The organism is Pseudomonas sp. LB3P25, from assembly GCF_054897985.1.
This window is the reverse complement of the sequence record NZ_CM142711.1, coordinates 43,548-60,069: the sequence shown is the minus strand read 5'-3', so window position 1 is coordinate 60,069 and position 16,522 is coordinate 43,548. Positions and strand designations below refer to the sequence as shown.

The 16,522-nt window shown below is 53.7% G+C and carries 12 protein-coding genes; 11 read left to right on the top strand and 1 reads right to left on the bottom strand.

Features of this window, described 5'->3' with window-relative positions; translation table 11 throughout:
* Nucleotides 1–13: 13 nt before the first annotated feature.
* From tssM to ACYZTW_RS00230, 10 genes are all read left to right on the top strand, one after another.
* On the top strand, nucleotides 14–3,538 hold the full coding sequence (tssM, locus tag ACYZTW_RS00275) for a type VI secretion system membrane subunit TssM (protein ID WP_462003285.1): 3,525 nt from the start codon (nucleotides 14–16) through the stop codon (nucleotides 3,536–3,538).
* Complete coding sequence (locus tag ACYZTW_RS00270) at nucleotides 3,538–4,266, top strand: PP2C family protein-serine/threonine phosphatase (protein WP_462003284.1); 729 nt, start codon at nucleotides 3,538–3,540, stop codon at nucleotides 4,264–4,266. Before tssM ends, ACYZTW_RS00270 begins: the two co-directional genes overlap by 1 nt.
* Nucleotides 4,263–5,279: a serine/threonine-protein kinase gene (locus tag ACYZTW_RS00265; protein WP_462003283.1), complete on the top strand. Its 1,017-nt coding sequence runs from the start codon at nucleotides 4,263–4,265 to the stop codon at nucleotides 5,277–5,279. Before ACYZTW_RS00270 ends, ACYZTW_RS00265 begins: the two co-directional genes overlap by 4 nt.
* Before the next feature lie 28 nt (nucleotides 5,280–5,307).
* Nucleotides 5,308–7,350 (top strand): type VI secretion system Vgr family protein, encoded by a 2,043-nt coding sequence (locus ACYZTW_RS00260; protein ID WP_462003282.1) that lies wholly within the window; start codon nucleotides 5,308–5,310, stop codon nucleotides 7,348–7,350.
* 54 nt (nucleotides 7,351–7,404) lie between these two features.
* The gene (locus ACYZTW_RS00255) at nucleotides 7,405–10,056 is read left to right on the top strand and encodes a pesticin C-terminus-like muramidase (protein WP_462003281.1); all 2,652 of its coding nucleotides are present in this window, start codon (nucleotides 7,405–7,407) and stop codon (nucleotides 10,054–10,056) included.
* Nucleotides 10,038–10,634 (top strand): lysozyme inhibitor LprI family protein, encoded by a 597-nt coding sequence (locus ACYZTW_RS00250; RefSeq protein WP_462003280.1) that lies wholly within the window; start codon nucleotides 10,038–10,040, stop codon nucleotides 10,632–10,634. Before ACYZTW_RS00255 ends, ACYZTW_RS00250 begins: the two co-directional genes overlap by 19 nt.
* A gap of 344 nt (nucleotides 10,635–10,978) precedes the next feature.
* The gene (locus ACYZTW_RS00245; RefSeq protein ID WP_462003279.1) at nucleotides 10,979–11,518 is read left to right on the top strand and encodes a hypothetical protein; all 540 of its coding nucleotides are present in this window, start codon (nucleotides 10,979–10,981) and stop codon (nucleotides 11,516–11,518) included.
* Nucleotides 11,519–11,650: 132 nt separating this feature from the next.
* A complete protein-coding gene (locus ACYZTW_RS00240; protein ID WP_462003278.1) occupies nucleotides 11,651–12,397 on the top strand; it encodes a lysozyme inhibitor LprI family protein in 747 nt (248 codons plus the stop codon).
* A 119-nt stretch (nucleotides 12,398–12,516) separates the two neighbouring features.
* Nucleotides 12,517–13,653, top strand: a complete 1,137-nt coding sequence (locus tag ACYZTW_RS00235; RefSeq protein ID WP_462003277.1) for a lysozyme inhibitor LprI family protein — start codon at nucleotides 12,517–12,519, stop codon at nucleotides 13,651–13,653.
* Between the two features lie 79 nt (nucleotides 13,654–13,732).
* Entirely contained in the window at nucleotides 13,733–15,073 is a 1,341-nt protein-coding gene (locus ACYZTW_RS00230) for a lysozyme inhibitor LprI family protein (protein WP_462005876.1), read from the top strand.
* Nucleotides 15,074–15,132: 59 nt separating this feature from the next.
* Here ACYZTW_RS00230 and ACYZTW_RS00225 read toward each other — a convergent pair whose 3' ends face one another.
* Nucleotides 15,133–15,516 carry a DUF6124 family protein gene (locus ACYZTW_RS00225; protein ID WP_462003276.1) on the bottom strand — a complete coding sequence of 128 codons (384 nt, stop codon included), beginning with the start codon at nucleotides 15,514–15,516 and terminating at the stop codon, nucleotides 15,133–15,135.
* A gap of 422 nt (nucleotides 15,517–15,938) precedes the next feature.
* On the opposite strand from ACYZTW_RS00225, the gene ACYZTW_RS00220 reads away from it, so the two are divergent.
* Nucleotides 15,939–16,328 (top strand): hypothetical protein, encoded by a 390-nt coding sequence (locus ACYZTW_RS00220; protein WP_008150118.1) that lies wholly within the window; start codon nucleotides 15,939–15,941, stop codon nucleotides 16,326–16,328.
* Nucleotides 16,329–16,522 lie beyond the last annotated feature (194 nt).

Below are 16,522 nucleotides of genomic sequence, written 5' to 3'. Positions count from 1 at the left end.
ACAGGGACGTGTGATGAAAAAGTTTTTCAAGAAAGTCGGCGCATTCTTGCGCAAGACCTGGGTCTGGACCCTGCTGGTGGTGTTGTTCGTCGCGCTGCTGGTGTGGTTCGTCGGGCCGCTGCTGGCGGTCGACGACTACAAGTTCTGGGAAGGTTCGACCTCCCGCCTGCTGACCATCAGTGTGCTGTTCCTGATCTGGGGCCTGACCATGGTCTTCGTCAGCTGGCGCGCTGGCGTACGCAAGAAAGCCATCGAAGACACCGAAGACGGCCAAGACCGTATCCGCCGTGAAGAGTTGATCGACGAAGAGCAGAAAGAGCTTCGCGTGCGCTTCAAGGATGCGTTGAAAACCCTGAAGACCTCGAGCCTCTATCGCGGTCGCAGCGAACGCTGGCGCAGTGATTTGCCGTGGTACCTGTTGATCGGCCCGCAGGGCAGCGGCAAGACCAGCCTGCTGGACTTCTCGGGCCTTGAGTTTCCGATCAACAAGATCGACCGCAAGCTGACCCGCGACACCCTCGGCACCCGTCATTGCGACTGGTATTTCGCCGACCACGGTGTGCTGATCGACACCGCCGGGCGTTACCTGACCCAGCCGGATGCCGAAGTCGATGGCAGCGCCTGGAGCACCTTGCTCGACCTGCTGCGCAAGCGTCGCCGCAACCGTCCGTTGAACGGCGTGCTGGTGACCATTCCGGTGGAAATGCTGCTGGGCAACACCGAGCAAGACCTCGACACCCTGGCCCGCCAGGTGCGTGCGCGTCTGCAAGATGTGCATCAGAAACTGCACGTTGATGTGCCGATTTATCTGGTCCTGAGCAAGGCTGACAAGCTGCTGGGTTTCGACGAGTTCTTCGATCAACTGACCCGCGAAGAAAGCGATCAGGTGCTCGGCACCAGCTTCCGCAAAGAGCAGAGCGGCACCGACGTCGCCGTCTTGCGCGCCGAGTTTGAAGAGTTGCTGCGTCGCCTGAACAGCCAAGTGATCATGCGCATGCACCAGGAGCGCGACACGCAGCGCCGTGGCCGCATTCTCGACTTCCCGCATCAACTGGGGCAGATCGGCGAGCGTCTGTGCCTGTTCGTCGACATGGCGTTCACCGGCAACCGCTACCAGCGTGTCAGCCAGTTGCGCGGTTTCTACCTGACCAGCGCTCCGCACCTGACTCAAGAGATGGACCAGACCACCGCCGGCATCGGCGCCAATCTGGGCATGAACGCCGGCGTGCTGCCGACCTTGCGCAGCGGCCGTTCGCGCTTCATTCACCATTTGCTGAGCCGCGTTATCTTCCCGGAAGCCGATCTGGCCGGTCTGGACAAGCGCGAACGCAGCCGCATCCATTGGGGTCAACGCGCGTTGTACGTAGGCGCATTGGCGGCGCTGGCACTGTTCGGCATGCTGTGGGCGGGCGGATTCTCGGCCAACTACGAGCGTCTGGAAAACCTGCGGAACCTGGCTCAAAACTGGACTCAACAGCGCTCGACCCTGACCGCGCGTGATGATTCCATGGCCGTGCTCAAGCCCCTCGACACCAGCTACGCGGCGACTCAGGTCTTCCCGAAAAAAGGCGACGTGAGTTACCACGAACGCGGCGGTCTGTACCAAGGCGAAGAGGTCAATCCGGTGGTCAAGGAGGCCTACGAGCGTGAGCTTGAAGCGCAACTGCTGCCACGGGTCGCGACGCTGCTGGAAGGGCAGATCCGCGCCAACATGAAGGACCGCGAACGCCTGCTCAACAGCCTGCGTGCGTACCTGATGTTGAACATGAAAGATCGCCGCGACGGCCCGTGGCTCAAGGATTGGGTGGCCACTGAATGGTCCCAGCGTTACGCCGGCAACACCGCCGTGCAGAACGGTTTGAACACCCACTTCGAGCGTTTGCTGAAGCAGCCGTTTATCTATCCACTGAACGATCAACTGGTGGCTCAGGCGCGTCAGGTGTTGCGTAGCGAGTCGTTGGCCAACGTGGTTTACCGGATGCTGCGCGAGCAGGCCCGTAACCTGCCGGAATATCGCCTCAGCCAACACTTGGGCCCACAAGGTGCGCTGTTTGTCGGCACCGAATACGTGATCCCGGGGTTCTATACCCAACAGGGTTATCAGCAGTACTTCTCGGTTCAGGGCTCTGCGCTGGTCACCGATATCCTGCGTGACAACTGGGTGCTGGGCGAAGGTTCGGGCATCAGTGGCATGGACTTGCGTCGCCTGATGGTCGAACTGGAGCAACTGTACTTCCGCGACTACGCCAACTTCTGGAGTGAAGCGGTCGGCCAGGTTGCCTTACCCCCGATCAACGACGCCGGTGAAGGTGCCGAGCAACTGGCGGGCCTGACGTCCGCCAACTCGCCCGTGCTGCAACTGCTGGTGGAAGTGCGCGAGAACACCCGTTTCCCGGTGATCGCCGACAGTGCTGATGAAGCTGCCGAGGCGGCGGACAAACTGGGCGAGAAGGGCGGCAAGCTCGGCAAACTGGCCGCTGCTGCAGCGGACAAAGCGTCGGACATGGCGAAGAACCTGCCGGACACCGCGAAGAAATCCCTGCAACGTCGCTTCGAGCCGCTGCACCGTTTGCTGGATGACAACAACGGCCCGGCCGCTGATTTGACCCCAGCCCTGCAAGCGCTCAACGACCTGCAATTGCAACTGTCGAGCCTGGCCCGTGCCAGCGCGCCGGAGCAGGCTGCGTTCGAAATGGCCAAGACCCGCATGAGCGGCCAGCGTGATGCGCTGAGCAACTTGCGCAATGCCTCAAACCGTCTGCCGCGTCCGGTCAGCGTGTGGTTCAACGTACTGGCTGAAGACACCTGGCGTCTGGTGCTGAACGATTCCTACCAGTACCTGAACCAGCGTTATCAGAGCGAGCTGTACAGCTTCTATGGCAAGGCGATCAACAAGCGTTACCCGTTCAGCGCTCACAGCACCAGCGACGTTGCGATCAGCGACTTCCGCGAGTTTTTCAAAGCCCAGGGCATCGCCGATCGTTTCTTTGATACGTACATGCGTCCGTTCGTGAGTGGCGACCCAGGCAACTACCGTCTGCGCAGCATCGACGGTCACAGCATGCCGATCTCCAAGGTCTACCTCGACCAGATGGCCGCGGCACAAGTGATTCGCCAGAGCTTCTTCTCGATCAATCCGGCCGAGCCACAAGTGCAGTTCAAACTGGAGCCGTACACCCTCGACCCGGCCGTCAGCCGTTCCGAGTTCAAGTTTGGCGACAAGACCATCGAATACCGCCACGGCCCGATCGTGCCGGTGTCGTTCAAATGGCCGACCGACGCTGAAGACGGTCGCACCAGCCTGGTCCTCGACAAAATGGCCGGCCGCCCGATCGGCATCGAGAAGAACACCGGCCCATGGTCGCTGTTCCGTCTGTTCGACTTGATGCAGACCGAGTACCTGACCGGTCGCGACGTGTTGGTGCTCAAGGCTGACGTGGGCGGCCTGCGCGCCAACTACTTGCTGTCGAGCCAGCGCACGCCGAACCCGTTCGACATGGGCGTGCTGCGCACCTTCCGTATGCCGGTGCAGCTCTGATGCTGGTTGCCAGTCCCTGGCGCAGCGCTGCGCGTACCGATCCGGGCAAGGTTCGGGCGCGCAACGAAGATGCTTTTCTCGACTGTCCACAGCAGGGGTTGTGGGTGGTCGCGGACGGCATGGGCGGTCATCAGGGTGGCGACATCGCCAGCCAGTTGATCGTCGCCAGCCTGGCGGAATTGCCGGTGCAGGACGACTTCGACGAACGACTCAAAGGCATACGCCAGTGCCTGCACTGGCTCAACCGCCGCTTGGGTCAGGAGTTGACCGTCACCGCCGGGCGCCATGACAGCATCATGGGCAGCACCGTGGTGGCGCTGCTGGTGGAAGGTAATCGCGCGGCCTGCATCTGGGCCGGCGACAGCCGTTGCTACCTGTGGCGCGGCCAGCGTTTGTATCAGCTGTCCAAGGACCATTCGCTGCAGCAGCAACTGATCGACGAGCAAAACATGAGCGTCGAGGACGCTCGTGCGCATCCTTCTGCTCATGCCTTGACCCGCGCGGTCGGGGCTGCCGAGCAGCTGACGCTGGACGTGCTCGAACTTGAGGTTTACCCCGGCGATACGTTTCTGTTGTGCAGCGATGGTTTGTACCAAGGGCTCAGCAGCGATGCCTTGGGCAATGCCCTGAGCCTGACCGCACCGCACGTTGCGCTGGAGCGTCTATTCGACGGCGCTCTGCGTGGCTCGGCCCGGGACAACCTGACTGCCGTGGTGATCCGACAATGACCCAACTCATGCCGCCGCTCGACGACCTGCTGGTGACCGACGAGGAGGCCAGTAACCTGACTTACTTTGCCTTTGCCACGCCTCTAAACGGAAAGCCGCGTAACGCTGAGCCTGCGCTGGCGCCGACCAAGGCCAGCCTCGGTGAAATGCCGGACGTGCTCGCAGGCCGTTACCGCATCGAGCGCTTGCTCGGTGCAGGCGGCATGGGCGCGGTTTACCGCGCACGGGATCTGCTGAGCGAACAGTTCGGCGATCCCGACCCTTACATTGCGCTGAAAATCCTCAGCGAAGAATTTGCCGAATCGCCGGACGCCAGTGCCTTGCTCTACAGCGAGTTCGCCCTGACCCGACGCCTGCGCCACGACAACGTGCTGCGTTTGCACAGCTTTGAAGTGGACACCGATTGCCAGCGCGCCTTCATCACCATGGAACTCATGCGTGGGCTGACCCTGGACAAATTACTCTGCGAGCGGCCGCTGGGTTTGCTGTGGAAAGAACTGCGCGACATCGCGCTGCCGCTGCTCGACGCGCTGGCCTTCGCCCACGCGCGCGGTGTGCTGCACGGTGACATGAAGCCGAGCAACGTCATGCTCAGCGAAGAAGGCGTGCGCCTGTTCGACTTCGGTCTGGGCCAGGCCGAGGAGGGTATCCTGCCCGGCCTGCCACACCTGAGCCGCAGCCGCTTCAACGCCTGGACCCCCGGCTACGCCGCCCCCGAACTGCTCGAAGGCCAACCGCTGTCGGCCAGTGCGGATGTCTACGGCGTGGCCTGCGTGTTGTACGAATTGGCGGGCGGCAAACACCCGTTCCGCCGCTTGCCCTCGACCGAGGCCCGCGACGGCCACCTCGAACGCGAGTTGCACGCACCCAGGAATCTACCGAAACACTGCTGGCCAGCCCTGCGAGCGGCGCTGGCTTTCGATGCGGCAGATCGAACGATCACTGCCGCCCAACTGCGTGACGCCATGGGCGCCAAATCGTCTTGGCTGCAACGCCTGCGACTTCGGGCGTAACGGATGACTACCGAACAGGGAGCAAGCCATGTTCAACTCAGCTAACGAAACGCATTTCAGCCTCACCGTCGACGACTATGTTGGCGACCTGCAAGTGCTGTCGTTCACCGGCACTGAAGGCATCAGCCAGCCGTATCGCTTCGACCTGGAACTGGTCAGCGAAAACCCCGATCTGGACCTGGAAAAGCTCCTGCATAAACAGGCATTCCTCGCGTTCGATCCGCAAGGCAGCGGCATCCACGGCCAGATCTACCGCGTCGCCCAAGGCGATGCCGGCAAACGCCTGACCCGCTACAAAATCTCCCTGGTGCCGCAACTGCAATACCTGCACCACCGCACCAATCAGCGCATCTACCAGCAGATGTCCGCGCCGAAAATCATCGCGCTGATCCTCGATGAGCACGGCATCAAAGGCAACGCCTACAAATTTCAGTTGAGCCAGCCGTGCCCGGACCGCGACTATTGCGTGCAATACGACGAAACCGACCTGCACTTCGTGCAGCGCCTGTGCGAAGAAGAAGGCATTCACTACCACTTCCAGCACAGTTCCAAAGGTCATCTTTTGGTATTCGGCGATGATCAGACCGTGTTCCCAAAACTCGGGCAGCCAACCGCGTACGTGCAAGGCAGCGGCATGGTCGCGGATGAGCCGGTAATCAAAGGCTTCAAACTGCGCCTCGAAACCCGCACCGGCCGCGTCACCCGCCGCGACTACGACTTCGAAAAACCACGTCTGCAACTCGAATCCGCGTACAAACCCGACGGCGAAAGCACTGAGCCAGACCTCGAAGACTACGACTACCCCGGCCGCTTCCTCGACCGTGCGCGCGGCAAATTCCTCAGCCAACGCGCCCTCGAACGCCACCGCGCCGACTACCGCCAGGCCGAAGGCAAAAGCGATCAGACCACCCTGGTCAGCGGCCACTTCCTGGAAATGTCCGACCACCCGCGCACCGAGTGGAACGACCTCTGGCTGCTCACCGAAATCGTCCATGAAGGCAAACAACCGCAAGTGCTCGAAGAGTCCGTGACCAGCGACACCACCGACGACAAAGACGACTTCCACCAGGGCTACCGCAACCGCTTCCTGGCCACCCCGTGGGACGTGTTCTACCGCCCCGCGTTGGAGCACCCGAAGCCACGCGTCCTCGGCAGCCAGACCGCCATGGTCACCGGCCCCAAAGGTGAGGAAATCCACTGCGACCAGTACGGCCGCATCAAGGTGCAATTCCACTGGGACCGCGAAGGCCTGGCCGACGACAAAACCAGCTGCTGGATGCGTGTCTCTTCGAGTTGGGCCGGTGATCGTTATGGCGCCATCGCCATCCCGCGTATCGGCATGGAAGTGCTGGTGACCTTCCTCGAAGGTGATCCCGACCAGCCTGTGGTCACCGGTTGCCTGTACCACAAGGAAAACCAGGTTCCCTACGATCTGCCGGCGAACAAAACCCGAACCGTGTTCAAAACCCTCAGCTCACCCGGGGGCGGTGGGTTCAATGAACTGCGGATTGAAGACAAGAAAGGGGCGGAGCAGATCTTCATCCATGCCCAGCGGGATTGGGATGAAAACATTGAGCATGATCAGAAGATTCGCGTGGGTAACGAACGCCACGACACGGTGGAGAAGAACACTTACACCGAGCTCAAAGCTGAAGAACATCGCACCACGATTGCTGATCGTAAGACTGAAGCGCGGATGGACGATCACCTGACGATTGGGCAGAACCAGCATGTGAAGTTGGGGACTGCGCAGCTGACTAGCGTTGGGAAAGAGATTCATCTGAAGGCCGGGGCGAAGATTGTTATTGAGGCGGGTTCGGAACTGACCATTTTGGGGGGCGGCAGCTTTATCAAGCTGGATGCCGGTGGTGTGACGATTGTTGGGCCGATCGTGAAGATTAACGCGGGTGGTTCGGCGGGGAGCGGGACAGGGATTGGGATTAAACCGCCGGTGCTGCCGGGGGCTGCGGATAAGGATAAGGCGGGGAGTTTGATGGATCAGGCGTTGTTGAATGCGCCTGAGGAACAGGTCAAACGCAAACCCAAACGAATGCTCAATTTTTCTGGTTGATCGACATAGACGGCAATCCAAGCCACCAGGGATCAGGATTTAGGTAAATTGGTAATGACAGAAACAACTAGCAAAGTACAAAAATGGTCGTATCCCCTGAAAGTAGGGACAGCAGAAGTGACGGATCCACAGCAGTTTTACAAGGCGCTGGCGAAGGCCAAGGATGGTTACTATCCATTAGGTGCCAACGGCCTTTGGCACGGCGGTGTTCACTTTGATGAAGACACCGGTTTGGTGAGTGATCTGACGGAAGTCAGGTGCATCGCAGACGGCGAGGTAGTGGCTTATCGGATTGACGAGGCATACCCAAAATCAGATTTCGGTTCGACGCATTCGGTTTATTCAACGGGGTTTGTGTTGGTTAAGCACCGTCTGGAAGTTCCCGTGCCTCCCGCACCAGCACCTGCCTCCGGCGCGTCACCTGCGGCAACTGTGCCTGGGCCAAGCCTTACGTTTTTCAGTCTTTACATGCATTTGCTGGACTGGAATACCTACAATTCTACTCCCGCATTAGGCGGACCGACCTTCTGGAACGGTGGTAAGTGGCAGGTCAAGGCAGCTGCTAATGACAAACTCCTGGGGCTGAGGGTTCGACAGGAACCGAGGGGAAAACCTGGTTACGGCACTGTGTTAACCGTATTACCCCGCGGCACGGTCGTTGAAACAGGCGAAGAAGATCACGGATGGCTCAAGGTGGTGAGTGTTACTCCTGCTGATGCCAGTCTTCTTCCGGGAACCGGTTGGGTATTCAAGAGAGAAATGACGGCTGGTGCAACACCCAATAGCTACGTTATCGGTGGCGCTGCGAAAGATGAAATGAACCCGCCTCAAAAAGGCCTTGCCGTTCATGTAACGAATAACCGGACAAGCGCTATAAAATCAATTCTACCGATTGGAACTCAGGTGAAAATCGGGAATGACGGGACAAGTGGTAGCTATCAAAAGTTGCTAGAAATCGTTGGCGGTAGTGCTGTCCCTGCGCTGACCGCAACCAATGGCGTGCTCGGCTATGTCTCGACCGCAATGCTTGAAACGAAGAGTGAGCCGGCCGAAAAAAATACTGTCCATGTGCTGGAGCGTCCATTTCCGGTAAAGGCTGGGAGCCTGATTGGTCATGTAGGGAAATATCAGAACCACTCTGATCCTGCCCCCAAAAACTTGCTGCACTTGGAAGTGTTTAGCTGCGAAGACATCAAGGCATTCACCGATCTGAGCAAGGAGAAGGCTACAGGTTTGCCAGCAGCCGAAAAAACACTGCTCAAGATTCCCAAAGACAGCTTGTTGATCACCCATGTGCAAGGCATGAACGCTGCGAATCCACCCAAAGTAACCGACGCCCACAAAAAGGTCGGCTATGATTTTTTGGTTCCTGTAGGTGTGCTCGAAGCGTTACCTGCCGAGAAAAAAATCAAGGTACCTGTCGTCATGGGTGGAGCAACCACTTACACGCTTTGGTGGCGTTTAGATGGACTGCTGGGGGATGCGGATGGCAACGAGATCAGCGGCTGGTTCGCGGAGCCAGACATCACGTTGTCTCGTCACTCGCCCTTTGAGTGGGAAAACTTCAGTTTTATTGAAGAAACCGTCAGCAATGTGGACCACTTGGCTGCCTTTCTTCATGCACAGGAAAACCTTAATGAAGAGGAGCGAGCAACTTATCTGCCTAATGTCGGAAACGCTAACGACGGTCCTGCGAAGCAGCAGTTGTATAAAATACTGGACAAAAATGGCGATAAAAAGCTGACCCCTTTGGAAATAAAAGAAGCCCTAGGTAAGCCTTGGCTCTCTCAACCTATCTCTCAGATGGTTACGCGCTACGAGAGCGAGTGGCAATACAAAAAAGAGAAGTGGGATGCCTTGGATGAGCTAATGGGGCACAGCGACTCGGATCCACATAAGGGATGGGTTGAAGAGAAGGCGCGGATTGAACGTTTGAGTTGGTGGGACAAACTGGTTGGAAAATATGGAATAACCAGCGATATTAATATTCAACATATTCATCCAATTGGATTGTTGGGCAACTTCCTGTCTGGATGTCCTGAGAAGTGTAAGTCGGAAGTCTATACTTTGGAAACGACGGTCGGGCCCTATGTGGTCTCCAAGAAGCTATTCGACTTTCTCTTGGCGACTGAGGCGTATAGAGAACATCCGTATGCTTTGGCTGATAATAATAGTGGTGTGACTATCGGTTATGGCTATGATCTTGGACAGCAAACTTCTGCCGCGGTAGATGCTGAGCTTAAAGATCTTTACACAGCAAGTGAAATAGAAAGCTTGAAGGGTGCATTAGGTAAAAAAGGCCAAGACGCCAGGGACTTTGTTCACAATGTGAGTTCCATATCGATAAGTAAAGATAGCGCGCTGAAGCTAGCTGTGATTATGAAGAGACGGTATGCTCAACAGGTTGTTAATGTGTACCCTAAAGCGATAAATTTACATCCGGATTGTCAGGGTGTATTGCTCTCTCTCGTCGTAAATAGAGGCAATGCGTTAAGCGGAAGCACTCCAGCAAAAGCACTGGCGCGTCTGGAGATGAAGCAGATAAAAGAAGATTTTGATAGCGACAAACCTGAGTTGATTCCTTCACGACTTCGCAGTATGAAAAGGCTTTGGGAGAATGCTCCTGAAACAGCTGGTCTCGTGACAAGGCGTGAAAAAGAAGCAGTTTATTTTGAGGAGGCATTAAAATGCAGTTGCTGGAAGTAATTAAAAAAATGTTTACTGCTGTCTCCATTTTGTACGTTTCGATGGGGTTAGCATTGGCGGATATTAAATGTAATTCTGCGAATCTAACGAATCCGGATATTATTACCTGCTCGCAGGCAGCATTTGTCAAAATTGATAAAGTGCTAAATGATCAATACAAAGCGTTGTCGTTAGAATTAGATGTGTCATTAAAATCCGAATTGCTGGCTGTGCAGAAAAATTGGATTAAGTTGAAAGATGGATATTGTAACGACGAAGGCGAGGGGACCTCTGGTGCGGAGGCGCCAATAGACAAAATTTCTTGCATGAAACAGCTTACAAGTTTTCGCTTGAGTGAGCTCATATATCTCCGCACCGGCGTAATTGGAGACGGCTTTTACAAGGCAGTTTCAGTGGTTAACGAGAAAGCTACTGCTATGGATTACTCCAAAGCAGTTGAATACGTTGCAGGGGATGTAGACTTTGGCCCTTCGTGGAATGAGTATGCAGAAAAGAATTGCGCCATGACTCAGAAGTTGTATGGGGAAGCGCCAGAAAGATGTATGGCGAGAATGCGGTTTCAGATGCCAATCTATTGATCTGAGATAGAAAAGGGGGCAGATTTATTTATGGGGTAGGTTAGCTATCGATAAATAAATCTGCCCCTTTTTCCTCGCTAGAAAAATCCAACGGATATACAGGATTTCGTGGCCAACCCTGATCTACTGGTTTCCTCGATCGAATACGGTGTGGAGTCTGCTTTCGTATTCTGGTTCACGAAAACTGGTCAGGGAGGGACGAAGCTTTGTGATATTGCTAAGACAGGCAGTGTCGTTAACGTAATGCAGATGGTGAACGGTGGCCAAAATGGATATACGGATAGGAATAACCGATTCCAATCTCTCGCAACGCTAATGAATCTTTGATTAAGAGAGTGCTCACAATGCTCCGGCTTACTGCGTTTTTCTTCTTTTTTATTTTGGCGGGTATAAGCTTTGCTCAAGATGATGCGAGGCCTTTGCAAGGCAAGGTAATTCAAGGTCCATTTAAAACAAACGTTGTAGATAATGGCGAGTTATCATTTTTAGATACGGGAGATGCAGAGTTCCCTATCTCGCTAATCCTAGAGACAGCAGAGGCTGATAAAAGCAAGGTTAAAAGTCTAGTTGATAAGTACGATGTCGCTGGCTCAGATCCTAAAATTGAGTCGCTGTTCTTTTACCCCGTACAAGGGAAGAAAAATGTATTGGTTTTGGTTTCTTGGGAGCTTACCAGTAGGGGTATTGGTACCTATGGAACCCTTTATCAGGTTTATAGTTATGAGAAGGGGTCGAAAAATCAGTTGGTGACTAATAAGCTTATTCGGTTCGATAAGCATCTGAGCGGTATTGATGGTTACCAGGAGGGAGAGGAGGAGCACTTTGCCTATAAGGATGCGGCATCAATAAAATCCTATATTAAAAAGAATATAAACGTTCATTAAGTGGTTCTCACAGATGAGCAGAAGCAAAAAAATGGGCGAATTTATTTGTAAAGTAGATTTGGCTTACGATAAATAGATGGGTGTCCCCATTTTTTTAAATCTGTCCCAGTGGTTTGCAATTTTTTGAACTAAATGGAATTAGTACTTGTGGTTAAAAATATAGTTTTCTTGGCATGCTCAGCATTTTTTGTATCTAGCGTTGCTACCGTTCAAGCAGAACCGTTCTATTCCGCGAAGATATTACAAGCCGACTATTCTGCGGCCCCTAATCTGAGACTGCTAATTCGAGTTCAAGATGTAGAAACGGGAAGTAATGAGCCAAGCGGCTCCACTCGAGCGGCCTGTATGCGTGCTAGCAAGTCAGCTGCTCAGCCTGGGCCAAACCCTTGCTTTTCTTTCGAACTGGATGAGGGAAATGGAAATGTCAGTGTTTTAAAGCAGACTCTGCTAAATGATCCGCAACGGGGAAGCGACCCAATTTATATTGAGTTGCTTTACAAATCGGAGCAGGAAAAAAATCAATATGGGTGGTTTGATAATAAAACGGTCAAGCTAAGAGTTGATGATAATAATGGATTGAATAACTGGGATGCGGATCTACCTCAGAGTTTACCTCAAGTCAAAATAGTGCAAGAGAGCGATATTTATCAGTTGGTTCTGGCGGATGCGGATGCGCTGCTTAATTCGGCTTACCATGATAAGGCAAATCGTTTAAATGACGAAAAAAGAACCGCGTTTCGTGAGGTTCAACGAGCTTGGATGAAACTTCGGGATCTCGAGTGCGTAAAGTATATATATGGTGAGCAATCTGCTAGTTGCTTGATTCGTCTGACACTTGATCGTGCTAGGCAGATCGCGGTCGCTCCGCCATCAAAATAAATGAAAAATAAAAGTAAGAAGCTCGTCGGTCCAATTCTATGTTTTTAATAAATAGACGAGACTTCGTTATTTTCCTTTTTGTGAACGTCCTTCGGCATAATAAATTTTATGGTTGTTTAATGAGAGAATTAAAATTCCTTTCTGCAGGAGTGTCGCTTGTTTTGCTACTGCTGCTCAGTTCTTATACGTATTCGGCAAGCTTTGACTGCGACAAAGCCTCAACAGAAGTAGAGAGAAAAATCTGCGAAACTCCGTCTTTATCTACTCTGGATGAACAGTTGAGCGCAGCTTTCAAACTATTAAAAAATCAACATACGTTTCAGATTATTGAATGTGAATGGCTTGAGACGCAGCGCAACACCTGCGAATCAACAGAGTGTTTGGAAGACGCTTACGATCAACAAATTCGTTTTCTAACACCGTTGCCGGAAAACGCTCCTGTTACTGAAAAAGATATCAAGCTTCTGCCGGCGGACAAAATATATACGCAAAGTTCCCGCTCGTGGAGAACCGTGGGGCTAGCGGGGCTTCCGAACGAGAAGGGCGTCACTGAACGTTATCTTCTTTCCGCAGAAATGTTGGCAGGGATGCTACATGTCATCATTTTCGAAGGGCACTACGATACCCAGTTGTCTGCTTATAGGGGGAATCTGTATGAATATGTGGATAGAAATCCAATAGCACAACCCATTACCCACACCATTGCTAAAGATATCGGATTTGATGGCGCGCTAAATTTAGGCGGAAATGACGAAGGCAAAAGGTTCGCCGGGATTTTAGATGGGTCTTTTTACTATCGGGAACAGATAACTAGAAAGCAGCAGAAAGGTATGGTTTACAAACTGGGGTCGAATGCACAACCTAAGGAGACTAGCTTGCTGATTCAGCAGTGGTCAAATAGCACTGAACACGCCATAGGCGGGGTGCTGTTCGGTACCATTGAGATGTTTGGACCTATAACGGCATATTATTCGCACTCCGCTGGAGAGGAAACTATTGCGCCTGTCAATACACCGGGAAATGATTGGTATATTTACAGCCCGATTTGGAGTAAGTCGCGCCCCATTTTTTATTTTAAGAACGGAAGCATAACAATATGGCGTGCCAATATTTTAGATAAGACACTTACCAAGATAGTTAGTGGAGATGGTGAGGATTTGATTCAGAACCCTACGCCGGTAGACATTAATGGCCGCGAGGCTGTTGTGTACCTTCATGGTCCTCTTCTGAAGATTGCTATCGCACCAGATGAATAAGTATGAGTTTTCATTGGCAATGAAATGGATGTGGACGTTTCTATGGAAGGTTATGTGTTCAATGACTAAGCCGTTTTTGATGATCGCGTTTTATGCGCTGGCTTTTAATTTTTCTTCGTTGTCGTCTGTTGCGTTTGCGCAGGATGTTTGTGAAAAAATATCCACTAGCTCTCAGGGTGAAAGATGCTCTGTAAGTTTGAAGTCAGCTGCCGATTCACAATTAAACGTCAGCTATCAGCAACTCATGGTACGGCTTGAGGGCGGCAATCAGACTGATCCCGTCGTCGCTGCTGACTATATGGTGAAGGTTAAAGAGTCTCAGCGGGCCTGGATCAAATTGCGTGATACCGATTGCCTGCTCGATGCGTTTGAAACGGAGCCTGGCTCGTCTGCGTACGTGACAGCCGTGAACAATTGCGTTGCGAGTATGAGTCGCGACCGTTCCGTCTTTCTGGACAACATTGCGTCCGACAATCGGAGTGGCTCAGTGATTGGGCGTGGATCATGTCCGTCCCAGGATTTTGCTCAGTTTCTGCCAGCGTTTTCTGCCAACGCAGAGTCCCAGAAGCGCCTAACCGCACTGGCAGTGAAAATATTGGTGTTGAAACGGACCTCTGATCCTGGTCGATTTGAGCCGCAAATTACTGCTGAGCCAGGCGCCGGTTTGGCGTTTCCGTTGTTGGCTGCGATGGAAGGCAAGACTGAAGGGGTTGAGATCGAAACGGTCGACGACACTCACATGAACGTTGTGGATAAACGGGCTGGTAACAGCAACATCAAAATTCTTAACTTTGCTAAAAAATCGTGTTGGGCGCTGGTGGGGATTGAGGATTGGTCGCTCAGTGAGAAGGAGCTTGTCGCACCCGCTAGACCCGGAATGAGCCGCGCCGAGAACCTTTGTTATCAACGTGCTGAAGGTTTGGGCGGGCTAGGGTTTCTTGAGCGATACCGTCTGACTACGGAGTTGATTGAAGCGTCCCTGGAAAACTATGTCTGTGCTGCGGAGTCGGGTGATCCACAGGCGAGTCTGTCGGCGGCAAGTTTGAGTCTTTCGCAGATGGCGCCTCAATTGGAAACCAGCAAGCTTGAGGCTTTGTTCAAAGCGGCATCGACGACACCGAGCGGCGCGTTGGGTTATGCCACTTATTTTTGTAACGGTAATTCCACCGACTATAACGGCCCTTGCCTGCACCCCGAGCAGGCAGAAAGGGAAGTTTTTCGCGCGGTATCCATGGGGTCCACAGAGGCGAGCAACTATCTGGGTTCTTCTTTTGAGAGTGGCCAGTTGGGAACTAAGGATATGTCCCGGGCGTTGGCCTGTTATCAGTTGTCAGCTGACAAAGGTAGCCCGCAGGGTAGCGACAGCGTGAAGCGCTTGGTTTCGCAAGGCTCAGACATAAAGGCCAGTCACTGTCTGTGAATTTCGCTGTTCAGCAAGAAGGGGGGCGCAAAGCCCCCCGTTCTCTATTCGCGAAGTTGCTACACCTTCGCCCGATGCTCCGCCGGATTCGGCGAATCAATATGATCCAGCGCTCGCTCCACTAACAGATGCACACCGACCGCCATTCTACTGAGTGCCAGTGCGACGGAGCGGCGTGAGCCTTCTACGCTGTCGGCCAGGTCGGCGGCGATGGCGCTGATGGACAGCAGGTCTTCCGAGGCGTTGGCCAGGACGGTTTCGGTGTGGAGGTCGGGAGCGACGATGAAGAGGTCGCCATTGCGACGTTTAGGTTTTTTATCCGCAGGTGTGCCGAGGTGAAGATCTAGAGCGCGCTCTGCGGCTGCGTGGAGTTTTTTTGAATCGAGAGATTCGTAGGGGGATGTGTCTTCGTTTTCGGGCGAGTTAGCTGTTGGATTGGTCATAGGTGTAAATCCTCGGAGTTAATAAATTCTCTCCCGGTTTCGGACTTGCACATCCGTGTCACCGAATTGCGGCGACCACCAGAGACTATCGGTGATGCCGAAGACTGCCTAGTTCACGGACAGCCCGGCATGTTGAAGGAAATGTCCGAGAGGTTTGAGGGGATCAAGATCAAAAGATCGCAGCCTTCGGCAGCTCCTACAGGATTGTGTTTCTTCAGGTGTAGGGAAGGTGTTGAGAGGTGACGCGAAGCGTCACGGGATGCATTTCCAAGCAGAGCGTGGGAACGATCAGGTTGGCGTGACTTGGTAGTCATTGGCGTCAAAAAACACCGTATCTTCTTCTAACGCAACCAGATAGTGGCGTTCTTGCATGAAGCCGCTACACTGCGCCGGCCGTTCATTTTCCTTTTGAGGCTGTGCGCATGAAATTTCGTTTTCTTCTGTGGATGCTGGGTTTGTTGATGGGTAAGGCCAGTCGGACTAATCCTGCATTTCAACAGCAGTTGGGTGATAAGGAGCTTGTATTCCAATTACAGACCCTGGACGGGAAAGTGGCGCGGCATTTCTTTGTGAAGGATCAGCGCATCACCAGCAAGTCCGGCGTGTATGCCGAGCCGGCGTTTGCGATTGCCTTTAAAGACGCGGCGTATGGCTTTGCCACGATGCAGGCGAAGAACAAGCAGTTGGCGTTTATGACGGGGATTCAGGACAAGTCGATTCAGATCAAGGGGAATCCGGCGTTGGTGATCTGGTTTCAGGGGTTGACCAAGTATTTGAAGCCGCGGAAGGCCAAAGCTAAGGCAAAGGCTTGAGTCGAGTGACTGACTTTGTGGCGAGGGAGCTTGCTCCCGCTGGGCTGCGGAGCGGCCCTAATACCTCAGACCTCGGTTGTATCTGATACATCGCGTTAGCTGGGTTGCGACTGCTGCGCAGTCGAGCGGGAGCAAGCTCCCTCGCCACAGTGGGGTGTGGTGATTCAGAGATGCCGAGTTGGATTCATCGCGAG